At 69.8% G+C, this 15,377-nt stretch carries 15 protein-coding genes; 9 read left to right on the top strand and 6 right to left on the bottom strand.

The features are described from left to right. Positions 1-177: 177 nt before the first annotated feature. From CFN78_RS24610 to CFN78_RS24630, 5 genes are all read left to right on the top strand, one after another. Positions 178-1,467, top strand: coding sequence for an MFS transporter (locus tag CFN78_RS24610; RefSeq protein ID WP_094865393.1), 1,290 nt, complete (start codon positions 178-180; stop codon positions 1,465-1,467). A 76-nt stretch (positions 1,468-1,543) separates the two neighbouring features. Then, the gene (locus tag CFN78_RS24615; protein WP_094865394.1) at positions 1,544-2,905 is read left to right on the top strand and encodes an APC family permease; all 1,362 of its coding nucleotides are present in this window, start codon (positions 1,544-1,546) and stop codon (positions 2,903-2,905) included. 48 nt (positions 2,906-2,953) lie between these two features. Beyond that, on the top strand, positions 2,954-3,856 hold the full coding sequence (locus CFN78_RS24620; protein ID WP_094865462.1) for an aldose 1-epimerase family protein: 903 nt from the start codon (positions 2,954-2,956) through the stop codon (positions 3,854-3,856). Positions 3,857-3,870: 14 nt separating this feature from the next. After that, entirely contained in the window at positions 3,871-4,359 is a 489-nt protein-coding gene (locus CFN78_RS24625) for a GNAT family N-acetyltransferase (protein ID WP_094865395.1), read from the top strand. Positions 4,360-4,370: 11 nt separating this feature from the next. Continuing rightward, the gene (locus CFN78_RS24630; RefSeq protein ID WP_094865396.1) at positions 4,371-5,585 is read left to right on the top strand and encodes an amidohydrolase; all 1,215 of its coding nucleotides are present in this window, start codon (positions 4,371-4,373) and stop codon (positions 5,583-5,585) included. Positions 5,586-5,615: 30 nt separating this feature from the next. On the opposite strand, the gene CFN78_RS24635 is transcribed toward CFN78_RS24630, so the two are convergent. Next, positions 5,616-6,767 (bottom strand): acyl-CoA dehydrogenase family protein, encoded by a 1,152-nt coding sequence (locus CFN78_RS24635; RefSeq protein ID WP_094865397.1) that lies wholly within the window; start codon positions 6,765-6,767, stop codon positions 5,616-5,618. 65 nt (positions 6,768-6,832) lie between these two features. Between CFN78_RS24635 and CFN78_RS24640 the strand changes: the two genes are divergently transcribed. The 4 genes from CFN78_RS24640 (at position 6,833) to CFN78_RS24655 (ending at position 11,834) form a co-directional block, all read left to right on the top strand. After that, complete coding sequence (locus CFN78_RS24640; RefSeq protein WP_094865398.1) at positions 6,833-7,525, top strand: TetR/AcrR family transcriptional regulator; 693 nt, start codon at positions 6,833-6,835, stop codon at positions 7,523-7,525. Next, entirely contained in the window at positions 7,522-8,472 is a 951-nt protein-coding gene (locus tag CFN78_RS24645; RefSeq protein WP_094865399.1) for a carbohydrate kinase family protein, read from the top strand. Before CFN78_RS24640 ends, CFN78_RS24645 begins: the two co-directional genes overlap by 4 nt. Before the next feature lie 250 nt (positions 8,473-8,722). Continuing rightward, complete coding sequence (locus CFN78_RS24650; RefSeq protein ID WP_094865400.1) at positions 8,723-10,042, top strand: citrate synthase; 1,320 nt, start codon at positions 8,723-8,725, stop codon at positions 10,040-10,042. A gap of 391 nt (positions 10,043-10,433) precedes the next feature. Further along, the gene (locus CFN78_RS24655; protein WP_094865401.1) at positions 10,434-11,834 is read left to right on the top strand and encodes a cryptochrome/photolyase family protein; all 1,401 of its coding nucleotides are present in this window, start codon (positions 10,434-10,436) and stop codon (positions 11,832-11,834) included. Between the two features lie 16 nt (positions 11,835-11,850). Here CFN78_RS24655 and CFN78_RS24660 read toward each other — a convergent pair whose 3' ends face one another. The 5 genes from CFN78_RS24660 to CFN78_RS24680 form a co-directional block, all read right to left on the bottom strand. Then, positions 11,851-12,660, bottom strand: a complete 810-nt coding sequence (locus CFN78_RS24660) for an NmrA family NAD(P)-binding protein (RefSeq protein WP_094865402.1) — start codon at positions 12,658-12,660, stop codon at positions 11,851-11,853. Between the two features lie 111 nt (positions 12,661-12,771). Beyond that, positions 12,772-13,974, bottom strand: coding sequence for an ABC transporter permease (locus tag CFN78_RS24665; protein WP_094865403.1), 1,203 nt, complete (start codon positions 13,972-13,974; stop codon positions 12,772-12,774). Further along, positions 13,971-14,882 (bottom strand): ABC transporter ATP-binding protein, encoded by a 912-nt coding sequence (locus CFN78_RS24670; protein ID WP_094865404.1) that lies wholly within the window; start codon positions 14,880-14,882, stop codon positions 13,971-13,973. Before CFN78_RS24670 ends, CFN78_RS24665 begins: the two co-directional genes overlap by 4 nt. Next, positions 14,875-15,090 (bottom strand): hypothetical protein, encoded by a 216-nt coding sequence (locus CFN78_RS24675; RefSeq protein WP_094865405.1) that lies wholly within the window; start codon positions 15,088-15,090, stop codon positions 14,875-14,877. The genes CFN78_RS24670 and CFN78_RS24675 overlap by 8 nt, the downstream gene beginning before the upstream one ends. Then, the gene (locus CFN78_RS24680; protein ID WP_094865406.1) at positions 15,087-15,359 is read right to left on the bottom strand and encodes a helix-turn-helix transcriptional regulator; all 273 of its coding nucleotides are present in this window, start codon (positions 15,357-15,359) and stop codon (positions 15,087-15,089) included. The genes CFN78_RS24675 and CFN78_RS24680 overlap by 4 nt, the downstream gene beginning before the upstream one ends. Between the last annotated feature and the right edge of the window lie 18 nt (positions 15,360-15,377).

The following is a 15,377-nucleotide window of genomic DNA, read 5'->3' on the forward strand; positions in this document are numbered from 1 at the left end:
TCGACATATTGCGCTCCCGGTGACCGCAATATGTCGACGTATTGCGCTCCTGGTGACCGCAATTCGTCGACGTATTGCGGTCCGGGAACGGGGTGTCGACGCACGCCCCGTGGTCGAACGGGGAGCAGTGAACGTCACCCTGTATGGAGTTAGTTAGCGCAGCTAAAGTGATCCGCTGTGACGGACGAGCGGCCGGAGACCCGGCGCGGGGGAGCCCGCAAGGTACTCGGCTCCATCGTCGTCGACACCCGGCCGCTGAAGATCCCCGCCTACCGCAGGCTGTGGGTGTCGACGGCCGTGACGACCGTCGGCAGCCAGCTCACCGCCGTCGCGGTCCCCAAGCAGGTCTTCGACCTGACCGGCTCCTCCGGTTTCGTCGGCCTGACCGGCGCCGTGGCACTGGTGCCGTTGATCGTGTTCGGCCTCTGGGGCGGTGCGATCGCCGACACCGTCGACCGGCGCAAGCTGTTGCTGGTCACCAACATCGGTATCGCGGTGGTCTCCGCGCTGCTGTGGCTGCAGGCCTTCCTGGACGTCGGCTCGGTGTGGCTGGTCCTCGTGCTGCTCGGCCTCGGGCAGGCGTTCTTCGCGATGAACATGCCCACCCGCAGCGCCGCGATCGCCCGGCTGGTGCCGGTGGAACTGCTGCCCTCCGCCGTCGCGCTCGGCTCGACGATGGCGCAGTTCGGTGCCGTGCTCGGTCCGCTGCTGGCCGGTGCGCTGCTGCCCGTGCTGGGACTGTCCACTCTCTACCTGATCGACACGGTCGCGCTCGGGCTGGCGCTGCTCGCCGTCTACCGGCTGCCCGCGCTGCCGCCGTTGAACGGGCCCTCGCGGCGGGCGGGGCTGCGCGACATCCTCGACGGATTCCGTTACCTGGCCGCGCAGAAGATCCTGCTGGCCTCGTTCCTGGTCGACATCATCGCCATGGTCGCCGGGATGCCGAGAGCGCTGTTCCCGGAGATGGCGGAACGGACCTTCGGTGACCCGCCGGGTGGCGGGGCGGCGCTCGGCTGGCTCTACGCCGCGATCCCGGTCGGCGCGCTCGCCTGCGGACTCGCCTCCGGGTGGCTGTCGCGGATCGGCAGGCACGGCGTCGGCGTGACGATCGCGATCGGCGTCTGGGGGCTGGCGATCATCGGGTTCGGGCTGTCGAACTCCCTGTGGCTGGCGGTCTTCTTCCTCGCGCTCGGCGGCGCCGCGGACTTCGTCAGCATGGTGTTCCGCAGCGCGATCCTGCAGGCCGCCGCCACCGACGAGATGCGCGGGCGGACGCAGGGGGTGTTCACCGTCGTCGTCGCGGGCGGACCGCGCATCGCCGACGTGACGCACGGGTGGGCGGCGGCCGGCGTCGGCACCGCCGCGGCCGCGTCCGGCGGCGGCCTGCTGGTGATCCTCGTGCTGGTGGTGGCCGTGATCGCGATCCCGGCGTTCTGGCGTTACCGAGCCCCGACCGCGGCGCGCTGAGCTCCCGGCCATCGCCACCCGGCGAAAGTGCGAGGGCACTACCGGTACGCGGTTTCGTGCGGCACACTCTCCCGCCATGGCGGACACGCAGAGCGTCACGGACGAAACGGGCCCGGCGGGACAACCCTCGCTGAAGCGGGTCATGGGCCCGAAGCTGCTGTTGTTCTTCGTGGTCGGCGACATCATCGGCACCGGCGTCTACGCGCTGACCGGGCAGGTGGCGGGCCGGGTCGGCGGTGCGCTGTGGCTGCCGTTCCTGCTGGCCTTCGTCGTCGCGTTCATGACGGCCTTCAGCTACCTGGAGCTGGTCGGCAAGTACCCGAGGGCCGCGGGCGCCGCGCTCTACACCAACCGCGCCTTCAAGATCCCGTTCCTGACGTTCATGGTCGCCTTCGCGGTGATGTGCTCCGGGATCACCTCGGCCTCCTCGGCGGCGGTGGCGTTCGGCGACACCTACGTCGCGGAGTTCATCACCTCGCCGATGCCGTTGATGGCGATCCTGTTCATCATCGGCCTGGGACTGATCAACTTCCGCGGCGTCAGCGAGTCGGTGAAGACGAACGTGGTGCTGACGTTCATCGAGCTGGCCGGTCTGCTGATCATCATCGGTGTGGGCGTGTGGGCCGTGCTCAACGGCCAGGGCGACGCGAGCAGGCTGGTGCAGATCGACACCGCCGACCAGACGTACCTGGTGGCGATCACCTCGGCGACCTCGCTGGCGTTCTTCGCGATGGTCGGCTTCGAGGACTCGGTGAACATGGCCGAGGAGTGCAAGAACCCGGTGCGCATCTTCCCGAAGGCGATGCTGTGGGGAATGGTGGTCGCCTCCACCATCTACATCCTCGTGTCGGTGACCTCCTCGTTGCTGGTGCCCGCGGGCGAACTGGAGGCGGCGGAGAGCAGTGCGCTGCTGAAGGTGCTCGACGTGGGCGCGCCGGGTTTCCCGAGGGAGATCTTCTCCGCGATCGGCATCTTCGCCGTGATTAACTCCGCACTGATCAACATGCTGATGGCCAGCAGGCTGCTCTACGGCATGGCGAACGAGCGGATCATCCCGAAGGCGCTGGGCACCGTGCACCCGGCCCGCCGCAGCCCGTGGGTGGCCATCGTGTTCACCAGCCTCATCGCCATCGCGCTCGTGTCCACTGTGGACATCTCGCAGCTCGGCGGTACGACGGCGCTGTTGCTGCTGGCGGTCTTCGCCATCGTCAACATCGCGGTTCTGGTGCTGCGCAAGGAGAAGTCCGAGCACAAGCATTTCCGCGCCCCCACCGTGATCCCGGTGCTCGCCGCGATCTTCTGCGTGTACCTGGCCAGTCCGCTTTCCGGTCGCCCCGCGCTGGACTACCAGGTCGCCGGGATCCTGCTCGCCGTCGGCGCGGCGCTGTGGGTCGTCAACCGGCTGCTGATGCGGCGCGAGCACGTCCGGCACGAGTGACCGGCCTCGGCGGTGCCGCGCGGCCGGTTCCTCGGTAAGTTCGCGGCCATGACGAATCCCACCGGCGAACAGTTCGAACTCATCCGGGGCGGCGCGCGCGCCGTCGTCACCGAGATCGGCGCCGGGTTGCGTGCCTTCGAGGTGGCCGGGGTGCCCTACGTCGAGGCCTTCGAGCCGGAGGACGCGCCGCCGAAGGGCGCTGGCCAGATCCTGCTGCCGTGGCCGAACCGCACCAAGGGCGGCCGGTGGAGCCACCAGGGCGCGCCGCAGCAGCTCGCAATCACCGAGGAGAAGCGCGGCAACGCCATCCACGGATTGGCGCGGGACAAGGAATGGCGGCTGCTGGAGCACGCCGAGTCCTCGATCGTCTTCGAACTCGACCTCGACGGTGATCCGGGCTGGCCGGTGCCGCTGCGTACCCGGATCACCTACGAACTGGCCCCGCGCGAACTCACCGTCACGCACGAGATCCACAACGCCGGGGAGAGCGCCGTCGGCGTCGGGGTCGGTGCCCACCCGTACTTCCGGATCGGTGCCGCCGCGACCGACCAGCTCACGCTCACCCTGCCCGCGTCCCGGGTGCGGCCGTTCCTGGAGGCGCAGATCCCCTCGGACACCGAACGCGAGGTCGAGGGCACCGAGTACGACTTCCGGACGGGCAGGCCGCTGGCCGGGATCGACCTGGACACCGCCTTCGGTGAACTCGCCGCCGGGGACGACGGCCGCTACCACCACCTGCTCAGCCACGAGGGCACGACGCTGGACGTGTGGGCGGGACCGGACTTCCGCTGGGTGCAGGTGTTCACCCCGGACGATCTCACCGGTCGCGGCCGGGCCGTCGCCATCGAGCCGATGACCTGCCCCGCCGACGCGCTGAACACCGGAACCGACCTGATCGACCTCGCCCCCGGCGGCTCCTGGACCGGGAGTTGGGGCATCCGCGTCGGGTGACTCCCCCTGGGCGGATGGCAGAGGTGATCCGGCTCGGTGACGAGGACGCGGGCGAACTGCTGACCCTGCAACGGGCCGCGTACGTCACCGAGGCCCGCGCGCACCGGAACCTGGACCTGCCGCCGCTGCTGGAGACGGTCGGCGAGCTGCTCGCCGCCCTGCGTGACCCGGCCGCCATCGCCTGGGGAATACGCGAGGGCGGCCGGCTGGCCGCCGGGGTGTGGATCCGGGTGGACGGTGTGCACGCGGACGTCGCCAGGCTGGTCGTCGCCCCCGATCGGCAGGGCGCGGGCCTCGGCCGGGCGCTGCTCACCGCGGCCGAGGCCCGCCTGCCGCCGGGGGTGCGCGTCGTCCGGCTGTTCACCGGCGAGCACAGCCTCGGTGCGCTGCGGCTGTACGCGCGGCTCGGCTACCGCGAGGTGCGCAGAACCCCGGAGCACGATTATCTGCTCGTGCATCTTCAAAAGCACCTCGACGTGCCACCGTCCGCCGACGTTCGTTAGCGTGTCGAACCATGGTTAGCGCGATCATTGGCGGGTATGTCGTTCCGGTCGACGGGGAGCCGATCGAGGGCGGCACGGTGCTCATCGAGGACGGCAAGATCCTCGCCGTCGGCACCGAGGCCGACATCGACGTGCCCGAGGACGCCGAACTGGTCGACGCGGGCGGCTCCTGGGTTCTGCCCGGCTTCGTTGACGCCCACGCCCACCTCGGCGTGCACGAGGACGGCGAGGGCTGGTCCGGCAACGACACCAACGAGATGACCGACCCGAACGGCGCCCGCTTCCGCGCGGTGGACGGCATCGACATGCACGAGGTCGGCTTCGACGACGCGCTCGCCGGCGGCGTCACCAGCGTCGTGATCAAGCCCGGTTCCGGCAACCCCATCGGCGGCCAGACCATCGGCGTCAAGACCTGGGCGCGCACCGTGCTGGACGCGGTCTTCGCCGAGGGCGTCAGCGTGAAGAGCGCGCTCGGCGAGAACCCGAAGCGCGTCTACGGCGACAAGGGCACCACGCCGTCCACCCGGCTCGGCGTCGCGGCGATCATCCGCGAGGCCTTCACCGACGCCCGCAACTACGCGGCCAAGCGCGACCACGCCGCGTCCGAGGGCAAGCCGTTCGCCGTCGACCTCACCAAGGAGACGCTCTGCCGCGTCCTCGACGGCGAGCTCGCCTGGGACCAGCACACCCACCGCGCCGACGACATCGTCACCGCCATCCGGCTTGCCGAGGAGTTCGGCTACCGGCTCGTCATCAACCACGGCACCGAGGGACACCTGATCGCCGACCTGATCGCCGAGCGCGGCGTGCCGGTGATCCTGGGGCCGCTGTTCACCAGCCGGAGCAAGGTCGAGGTGCGCAACCGCACGCTGCGCTCGGCCGGGATCATGGCCCGCGCCGGCGTCAAGCTCGCGCTCACCACCGACCACCCCGTCGTGCCGATCAACTTCCTTGTGCACCAGGCGACCCTGGCCGTCAAGGAGGGGCTGGACAGTGACACGGCGCTGCGCGCGCTGACCGTCAACCCGGCGGAGATCCTCGGTCTCGGTGACCGGGTCGGAGCGTTGAAGCCCGGGCTGGACGCCGATGTCGTGCTGTGGTCCGGTGACCCGCTGGACGTGATGAACCGGGCCCTGCGCGTCTTCGTCGGCGGCCGCGAGGTCTACCACTTCGACGAGAACGCGGGTGTCGGCGTCGTCGCCGACCGCTGCTACTCCGAGCGCTGACCTGGCTCGCGAAGGGCGGCCGGTGCGGCGTTATCCGGCCGCCTGGCGGAGTTCGCGGGCGATGACCATGCGCTGGATCTGGTTCGTGCCCTCGAAGATCTGCGGCACCTTCGCCTCACGCATGTAGCGCTCCACCGGGAAGTCGCGGGTGTACCCGGCGCCGCCGAGCACCTGCACGGCGTCGGTGGTGACCTTCATCGCCGAGTCCGTCGCGACGAGCTTGGCGATCGAGGCCTGACGCTGGAACGGCATACCGCGGTCCCGGCGGCGGGCGGCGTCGAGGTACATCGCCCTGGACGACTCGACGGCCGCCGCCATGTCGGCGAGCAGGAACTCGACGCCCTGGAACTCGATGATCGGCCTGCCGAACTGGCTGCGGCCCTTGGCGTACGCGACGGCCTCGTCGAGCGCGGCCTGGGCCAGGCCGACGGCGCAGGCGGCGATCCCGAGCCGGCCGGAACTCAGTGAGGAGAGCGCGATCCGCAGCCCTTCGCCCTCGGCGCCGACGAGCCGGTCGGTGCCGACGCGGGCGTCGGTGAACAGCAGTTGCGCCGTGGTCGATCCGGTCAGGCCCATCTTGCGTTCCGGGGTCGCGGCGGAGACGCCGGGCGTCTCGCCGTCGACGAGCAGGCAGCTCACGCCCCGCCCGCCGTCGTCGCTGGTGCGGACCATCGTCGTGTAGAAGTCGGCCTCCCCGGCGTGGGTGATCCACGCCTTGGTGCCGTTGACGACGTACACCTCGCCGTCCACGCGGGCGCGGGTGGACAGCGCCGCCGCGTCGGAACCGGCGTGCGACTCGGACAGCGCGTACGCGCCCAGCAGTTCCCCGTCGAGCATCGCGGGCAGCCAGCGGTCCCGCTGCGGGTCGGTGCCGTAGTGGGCGAGGGCGTAGCAGGACATGGTGTGCACCGAGAGGCCGACGCCGACCGACATCCAGGCGGCCGCGATCTCCTCCAGCACCTGCAGGTAGACCTCGTAGGCGACCTCCCCGCCGCCCCAGCGCTCGGCGTAGGGCAGGCCGAGCAGGCCGGATTTGCCCAGCAGCCGGAACTGCTCGCGCGGGAAACGTTCGGCCTCCTCGTGCTCGGCCGCCAGCGGGGCGAGCTCGTCGCGGGCGATCTCGCGGGCGAGCGCGACCAGGTCGCCGGCTTCCGTCGTCGGCAAGAGGCGTTCCGCCGGCATGGTGTCCTCCGAGAGCGTTCGTTCTACACACCGAAATAGTACTGAGAGCCGTACTAGAGTACGGTATGGCGATGGTCGAAGTCGATGCCCGCCGGCGTGACGTGCCCTCCCGGCGCCGGCCGACCGCGCGGCAGCTCGCCCTCCTCGCCGAGCTCGAACGGCTCTTTCTCGCCGAGGGGTTCATCGCGTTCACCCTCGACGACCTCGCCGCCCGCCTGCACTGCTCCAAGTCCACGCTCTACGCCGTCGCGCCGAGCAAGGAGCAACTCGCCACCAAGGTCGTCGGCCGCTTCTTCAGAGGTGCCACCGAGGAGATCGAACGCAGGCTGGTCGGCGTCGAGGACGCGCGCACCCTGCTGGCGACCTACCTCGCCGGAGCCTCGGAGCTCCTCGGCGCCGCCACCTCGGAGTTCATCCGCGACGTCGGCGACTTCGAACCCACCCGCGCCGCCTACGAGCTCAACTCCAAGGCCGCCGCCGAACGGATCCGCGAGTTCATCGCCAAGGGCGTCACCGACGGCGTCTTCCGGGACGTACACGCCAGCCTGCTCGCGGAGATGGCCGGCCTGCTGGTGGAGAACATCCAGTCCGGCGTGATCGGCCGCCGAGCGGGCGTCTCCGACTCGCAGGCCTTCGCCGCGCTGGCCGACCTGCTGCTCGGTGGCCTCGCCCCGGCGGACGACCCGCGTTCCGCGGCCGGAATGGGCAGGGTTGCGGAGCCCGGTCGTGGACGGCGTGGGCTACCATCGCGGCCGTGATCGTCGTCGGTGGTGAGGCCCTGGTCGACCTGGTGCCTGATGTGTCCACAGTGGATAGTCCGGCCGTGCGGGACGGACTCGCCCCGCTGTTGCCCAGGCTCGGCGGGGGCCCGTACAACGTCGCTCTCGCCGCGGGCAGGCTCGGCATGCGGACCGCCTTCCTCTCCCGCGTCTCCACCGACAACTTCGGTGACGCGATGGTGGCCAGGCTGCGCGCGTCCAATGTCGACACCTCGCTGCTGCAGCGCGGGCCGGAGCCGACGACACTGGCCGTCGTCGCACTCGACGAGCACGGTGGCGCCGCGTACTCCTTCTACACAGAGGGCACCGCGGACCGGCTGGTCGCCGACCCGGGGCCGCTGCCCGAGGAGGTGACCGCGCTGTCGCTCGGCACGCTCGGCATGGTGCTGGAGCCGGGAGCGAGCGCGTACGAGACCGTGCTGCGGCGGGAGTCCCGGCGCGGCGTGCTGACCATGATGGACCCGAACATCCGGGCCGACCTCATCGCCGACCCCGAGGCCTACCGCGCCCGCTTCGCCTCCTGGCTGCCGGACCTGCGGGTGCTCAAGCTGTCGGTGGACGAGGTCGGCTGGCTGACCGACGGCTCGGCGCGCCCCGACCTCGCCACCGCGGCCCGCCCGTGGCTCGACGCGGGCGTGCGGGCCGTGGTCGTCACCGATGGCGGCGAGGGCGTCACGGTGCTGACCGCCGCGGGCGAGCAGGTGCGCGTGCCCTCCGCCCCGGCGACCGTGGTGGACACCATCGGTGCGGGCGACACCGTCCAGGGAGCGCTACTGGCGTGGCTGATCCGCAACGACGCCGGTGACCCGGGCGAACTCGGTGCCGACGGCTGGCGGGACGCACTGACCTATGCCGCCCGCGCGGCAGCGGTGACCGTCTCGCGCAGCGGTGCCGAGCCGCCGACCGAGGCGGAGCTGCAAGACTGAAAGGGTTACGCGGCAGAACGGGAAATAGTCCGGGACGGCGGTGTCCGTCGTGTGAATATTCTCCCAAACGCTTAACCTGCGGTAACACAATGGCTGCGCTGAGACCCTGTGGTCGTCTAGCGTAGGGCTGACTTCGTACCCCAGCGGGGCGGTACGCGGCGGGACGACAATATGGTCTTCGCCCGTGTGGGAAAGCTTGTGTGATCTGCAGGCATCGCGCCGGCCCGTGTGATGAGTGAGAGGGACTTGCATGTCCGACGCGACGAGTGCGGCGCAGACATCATCCGGCAACGTCGCGCTCCGCTTGCCGAACGGCGAGCAGCATGAGCTGAAAGTGGTTCAGGCTGTCGAGGGCGCCCCCGGGATCGAGCTCGGGAAACTGCTGAGCCAGACCGGTTACATCACGCTGGACCCCGGTTTCGTCAACACCGGCGCCGCGTCCTCGGCGATCGCGTACATCGACGGTGACGCCGGCATTCTGCGCTACCGCGGCTACCCGATCGAGCAGCTCGCCCAGCACTCGACCTTCATCGAGGTCTCGTATCTGCTGATCTACGGCGAGCTGCCGACCAAGGAGCAGCTCGAGGGCTTCACCTCGAAGATCAACCGGCACACCCTGTTGCACGAGGACCTGAAGCGCTTCTTCGACGGTTTCCCGAGGGACGCCCACCCGATGCCGGTGCTCTCCAGCGCCGTCTCCGCGCTGTCGACCTTCTACCAGGACTCGCTGAACCCGTTCGACGAACCGAACGTCGAGCTGTCGACCATCCGCCTGCTGGCGAAGGTCCCGACGCTCGCGGCGTACGCGTACAAGAAGTCGATCGGCCAGCCGTTCCTCTACCCGGACAACTCGCAGGGCCTGGTGGAGAACTTCCTGCGGATGACCTTCGGCCTGCCCGCCGAGCCCTATGACGTCGACCCCGAGGTCGCCAAGGCGCTCGACCTGCTGTTCATCCTGCACGCCGACCACGAGCAGAACTGCTCCACCTCGACGGTGCGCCTGGTCGGTTCGTCCGAGGCGAACCTGTTCGCCAGCATCTCGGCCGGTATCAACGCCCTGTTCGGCCCGCTGCACGGCGGCGCCAACAGCGCGGTGCTGGACATGCTGGAGGGCATCCGGCTCGACGGCGGCGACGTCGACAAGTTCGTCGAGCGGGTGAAGAACAAGGAAAAGGGTGTCCGCCTGATGGGCTTCGGGCACCGGGTCTACAAGAACTACGATCCGCGCGCGAAGATCATCAAGAAGACGGCCGACGACATCCTGGCCAAGCTGGGCGTCCAGGACGAGCTGCTCGACATCGCGAAGAAGCTCGAGGAGAAGGCGCTCTCCGACGACTACTTCGTCGAGCGCAAGCTCTACCCGAACGTCGACTTCTACACCGGCCTCATCTACCGGGCGCTGGGCTTCCCCACCAAGTACTTCACGGTGCTGTTCGCCCTGGGCCGCCTGCCCGGCTGGATCGCGCACTGGCGCGAGATGATCCAGGACCCGGCCACCAAGATCGGCCGCCCGCGGCAGATCTACACCGGCGAGAAGGAGCGGGACTACACCCCGATCTCCGACCGCTGACCCACCGCCGTACCGGAAAGGCCCGTCGCCCCGCCACCAGGGACGACGGGCCTTTCCGCGTCCGCCCCACCCCCACCCCCACCCCCACCGTGTCGCGCGGTAGGACACCCCGTGTCGTGCGTTCTGGCACCCCGTGTCGGGCGGTGGGGCATGCCGTGTCGGGCGGTGGGGCTTTCTGTTGTGCCGTAATCATTGTCAGCCTCGCCGGCATTCTCGGGTTCGCCCTCGGCCGTTCCGCCGGGTGCCCGAACGCCCGACACGGCGTGCCGTCGCGCCCGACACGGCGTGCCCGAACGCCCGACACGGCGTGCCGTAGCGCGTGACACGGTGAGGTGGGGCGGGAGGGTTGACGATCTGCGGCGGGGGCGTGCTGGGCATAGCCTCTGGCGTCATGACGAGTGAAGACCCGGCGGTGTTGTGGTTCCGGCGTGACCTGCGGCTAGGCGACCACGCCGCGCTGCACGACGCGGCCGAGCGCACCGATACCGTGCTGGCGCTGTACGTACTCGACGAGAAGCTGCTGGCACCGTCCGGGGCACCGCGACTGGCGTTCATGTACGGCTGCCTGCGCGCGCTGGACGAGCAGCTCGGCGGCAGGCTGCTGGTACTGACCGGCGACCCGGTGACGATCGTTCCCCGGGTCGCCGAGGCGATCGGCGCGGCGAGCGTGCACATCAGCGCAGACACCGGCCCCTACGGTCACCGGCGCGACCGGGACGTCGCCGACGCCCTGCGCGAGCGGGGTGCCGAACTGGTGGAGACGGGATCGCCCTACGCGATCACCCCCGGCCGGGTCACCAAGGGCGACGGGGATCCGTACCGGGTGTTCACGCCGTTCTACCGCGCCTGGAAGGAACACGGCTACCCGTCGCCCGCGGACACCAAGAAGTCCACAGTGGACTGGATCGACCCGGCGACGTTGCCCGCGAAACTGCGCGGCGAACGGATCCCGGACGATCCGGACCTCGGCGAGATGAGGCTGCCAGAGCCGGGGGAGAAGGCCGCGCTGAAGCTGTGGCGGGATTTCCTCGACGAGTACCTCACCGACTACGACGGCGACCGCGACCGCCCGGACCGGCCCGGTACGACGCGGATCTCGCCGTACCTGCGCTGGGGCTGCGTGCATCCGCGCACCCTGCTCGCCGATCTGGCCGGGCGGACGGGCAGCGGGGCGGAGAGCCTGCGCGGCGAGATCGCCTGGCGAGAGTTCCACGCCGACGTCCTCTGGCACTGGCCGAAGGCCGCCAGGAAGAACTTCGACACCCGCTTCGACGCCATGAAGCACGACACCGGGAAAGAGGCGCAACGGCTGTTCGAGGCCTGGTGCGACGGCCGGACCGGGTATCCGATCGTCGACGCCGGGATGCGCCAGCTCCTCGCCGAGGGCTGGATGCACAACCGGGTGCGGATGGTGGTCGCGAGTTTCCTGGTGAAGGACCTGCACCTGCCGTGGTGGTGGGGCGCCCGGCACTTCATGAACCAGCTCGTGGACGGGGACCTGGCGTCGAACCAGCTCAACTGGCAGTGGGTCGCCGGGTCGGGAACCGACGCGGCGCCGTACTTCCGGATCTTCAACCCGACGACGCAGGGGGAGAAGTTCGATCCGAACGGCGACTACGTGCGCCGGTACGTACCGGAACTGCGTTCCCTGCAAGGAAAATCCGTGCACCAGCCATGGAAGCGGGGGAACGACGCCCCGGCGGACTATCCGCGTCCGCTCGTCGAGCACGCGCAGGAACGGCAGGTCTCGCTGGAACGCTACGGCGCGGTGACCGGCAAGCCGCGATCCTGAGGTGGCGCTGCCGGGCTCAGTCCCGGAATTCCGCGGTGTGTGCCGCCGCCCACCGCGCGAAGGTCGTGCCCGGCCGCCCGGTGATGTCCTGGACCGAGGACGTGGGCAGAACCGGGTTCTCGGTGAAACCGGTGAGCACGTTCTCGACGTACCAGTCCGCGGTGTCGCCCATGTCCGGGCGCAGCGCTTCCGCCGCTTCGGCGGGTGGGACGGTGCGGAACCGCAGGTCCCGGCCGAGCGCTTCGCCCAGGGTGCGCAGCAGTTCGAAGCGGGTCAGCGTCTCCGGGCCGCCGAGTGGGTACGCCCTGCCGGTGTGGCCCTCGCCGAGCAGTGCCGTCGCGGCCACGGCGGCGATGTCGTCCATCGCGATCGGTGCGCTCGCGGAATCGGGGTAGGGCTCCCGGACGGTGCCGGTCTCCCGGATCTGCCGGGCCCACATCGTCGAGTTCTCCATGAAGTCGGCCGGCCACAGGTGTGTCCATTCGAGACCGCTGGCCTCCACGGCGTCGTTGACCTGTCCCCACCAGCTTTCCGGTTCACCGGAGAGGTCGACGACGTGGCGGACGCCCGCGTCCCGGGCGAGCGCGAGCACCTCGGTGACAGTGTCCGGGGTGGGCGCCAGGTACATCCGGTCCACGCCGTCGAGCGCGGCGGGCAGCGTCTCCAACCTGCGCAGGTAGCCCTTGGCCACCTCGACGCCCTCGGGCAGCGCGGCCCTGGCCGGGTTGGTGGTGAGGGCGCGCACCTCGCCCGCACCCATCGCCAGCAGGTGGTCGACGACCTTCCGGCCGATGTTCGCGGTGGTGCCGGTGACCAGGATTGTCATGTGCCCTCCGGAGTTCGCAGTGATCCCGCCACTCTGGCAGTCCTCGGCGGCCGTCCGCCAATGGCGGCCGGGAGCCCGGGACCGTGCGGCCCCAGGCTCCCGGTGCCGGCGTCAGCCCTTCAGCGCGTCGGTGAGCTTGATCCTGCTTCCGGTGCGCAGCACGGCGTTCTGGTAAATCTTGCCACCCAGCCAGGTGAACACCGCCACCGTCGCCAGGGTGAGCACCAGTGCGAGGAGGATCTCCCAGGACCCGACGGTGCCCGCGGCGATCCGGCCCGGCATCAGCACCGGGGAGAGCACCGGGACCAGCGACAGGATCTGCGTCGCTGAGCCGTCCGGGTCCTGCAGCAGTACGTTCAGCCCGATGACGAAGCCGACCACCAGCACCATCGTCACCGGGGTGAGCACCGACTGCGCGTCCTCCTGGCGCGAGACCAGCGATCCGGCGGCGGCGAACACCGTGGCGTAGAGGAAGAAGCCGAGCAGATACCAGACCAGACCCCAGAGCAGGGTGCTGGTGGCGACCCCGGACAGTGTCAGCACACCGGTCGCCGAGGCCATCGCGAGTCCCGCGCCGCCGATGATCAGCAACTGCACCAGGCCGACCAGGCCGAGCCCGATCACCTTGCCCAGCAGCAACTGCCACGGCCGCACGGTGGCCAGCAGGATCTCCACGACCCGGCTGGACTTCTCCTCCACGATGCCCTGCGCGACGAGTGTGCCGTAGGTGGTGATGCTGAAGTACAGCAGGAAAACGATCACCAGCCCGATCACCAGCCGTTGCCCGCGTTCGGGGTCGGCGGGCTCGATGGTGCTCACCTTCACCTGTGCGCTGTCCACAGCGGACAGAACCTGCGCCGGGTCCTCGCCTGCCCTGAGCAGTTCGGCGTTGAGTACCTCGGACTGGGACAGACCGTTCAGGGCAGCCTTCAGCTCCTCCGGCAGTTCCGTCTTGACCAGGACGGCGAGATCGGTGCTGTTGCCGGAGACCAGCGCGTCCAGGTCCCCGCTCTCCACCTGCGCCCGGCCCTGCTCGACGTCGCCGATGGTGCTGGTCTCGATCTCCTGCCCCAGTTCCCGGCCGGTCTGGGTGAGCTGCTCGGCGATGCCCGCGGACTGCCCGGAGAGGCCGACCCTGCTCCGGTCGGAGTCGGCGAACAGGGTGGACTGCAACAGGAGGTAGCCGGCGATCACCACGATGATGACGGCGGTTCCGACGAAGAAGGACCGGGTGCGCAGGCGCGTGTTCAGTTCCCGCTGCGCGACGAGTCGCACGGCCGTCGCGGGGCCGGTGGAACGGATGGGCGTGGTCATGCCGGCTTCTCCTCGGTGACGACGTTGCGGAACAGGTCGCTCAGCGACGCGGTCTGGCGGCTGAACTCCCGGACCGGGCCGGTGGCCAGCGCGGCGGCGAGCACCGTCTGGTCGTCGGTTCCCGGTGCCAGTTCGATGACGGTGCGTTCGCCGTCCTCGGCCACCACCGTCGTTCCCGGCAGACCGGAGGCCCAGCCCGGCGCGGCCGAGGGCACCGACACGTTGATCCGGGACGCCCCCGAGGCGGTCAGTTCCGGCACCGTCCCCACGGCGACCATGCGCCCGTCGCGGATGATCCCCACCCGATCGCACAGTCGCTGCACCAGGTCGAGCTGGTGGCTGGAGAACACCACGGGCACCCCGGTGGCGGCCTTCTCCCGCAGCACCTGGCTCATCACGTCCACCGCCAGCGGATCGAGTCCGGAGAACGGTTCGTCCAGCACCAGTACCACCGGATCGTGCACGAGCGCGGCGGCGAGCTGCACGCGCTGCTGGTTGCCGAGGCTGAGTTTCTGGACCTCTTCCGTGCGGCGTTCCTTCAGGCCGAGCCGGGCGATCCAGTTCTCCGCGCTGGTGTGCGCGGCGTTCGCGGTCATACCGTGCAACTGGGCCAGGTACACGAGCTGGTCGAGCACCTTCATCTTCGGGTAGAGCCCGCGTTCCTCCGGCATGTAGCCGATCCGGGAACGGGTCTCGTGCGTCACCGGGGCGCCGCCGAACCGGACCTGGCCCGCGTCCGCGGAGAGGACGCCGAGCGCGATCCGCATCGTCGTCGTCTTTCCCGCTCCGTTGCTGCCGACGAAGCCGAACAGCTCGCCCGGCCGTACGTCGAAGCTCACCGAGTCCAGTGCCACCACCTCGCCGTAGCGTTTGGACACGTCGTCGATCTCCAGCGCTGTGTCAGCCACGGGATTCCTCTCCTCGCTGGGTGTTCTCGTCGGTCGGTAGGTTCAGCTCGTCCAGGTCGCCGGGATGGTCGTCCGGCAGTGTCCAGCCGGGGATCATCGTCGGTGTCGAGAGGCTGAGCAGGATCACCACGGCCATCATCCTGAACGCGCTGCGGTGCCGCGGTTCTCTCTGCCAGCGGTTGTCGAGCCGGGCACGGATGGTGTTCACGTGTGTGCCTCTCCTCGGTAGACCTGTGTGGACAGTGGGGTGAACGGGTCTCGGTTGAACACGGCCTCGACCGGGAGGTCGAACACCGTGCAGATCCGGAAGGCCAGGTCCAGGCTGGGGTAATGGTCGCCCCGCTCCAGTGCGCCGATCGTCTGGGGGTTGACCTCGACCGCCTCGGCGAGCGCCGCCCTGCTGAGCCCGCGTTCCGCGCGCAGCACCTGCAGCCGATTGTGAATCGGCAGCTCTCTGCCGCGCCGTACTGGGCTCATCGAACGTAGTGTTGTAAA

Origin of the sequence: Amycolatopsis antarctica (assembly GCF_002262875.1) — a bacterium.
Classification (GTDB): Bacteria; Actinomycetota; Actinomycetes; order Mycobacteriales; family Pseudonocardiaceae; genus Amycolatopsis; species Amycolatopsis antarctica.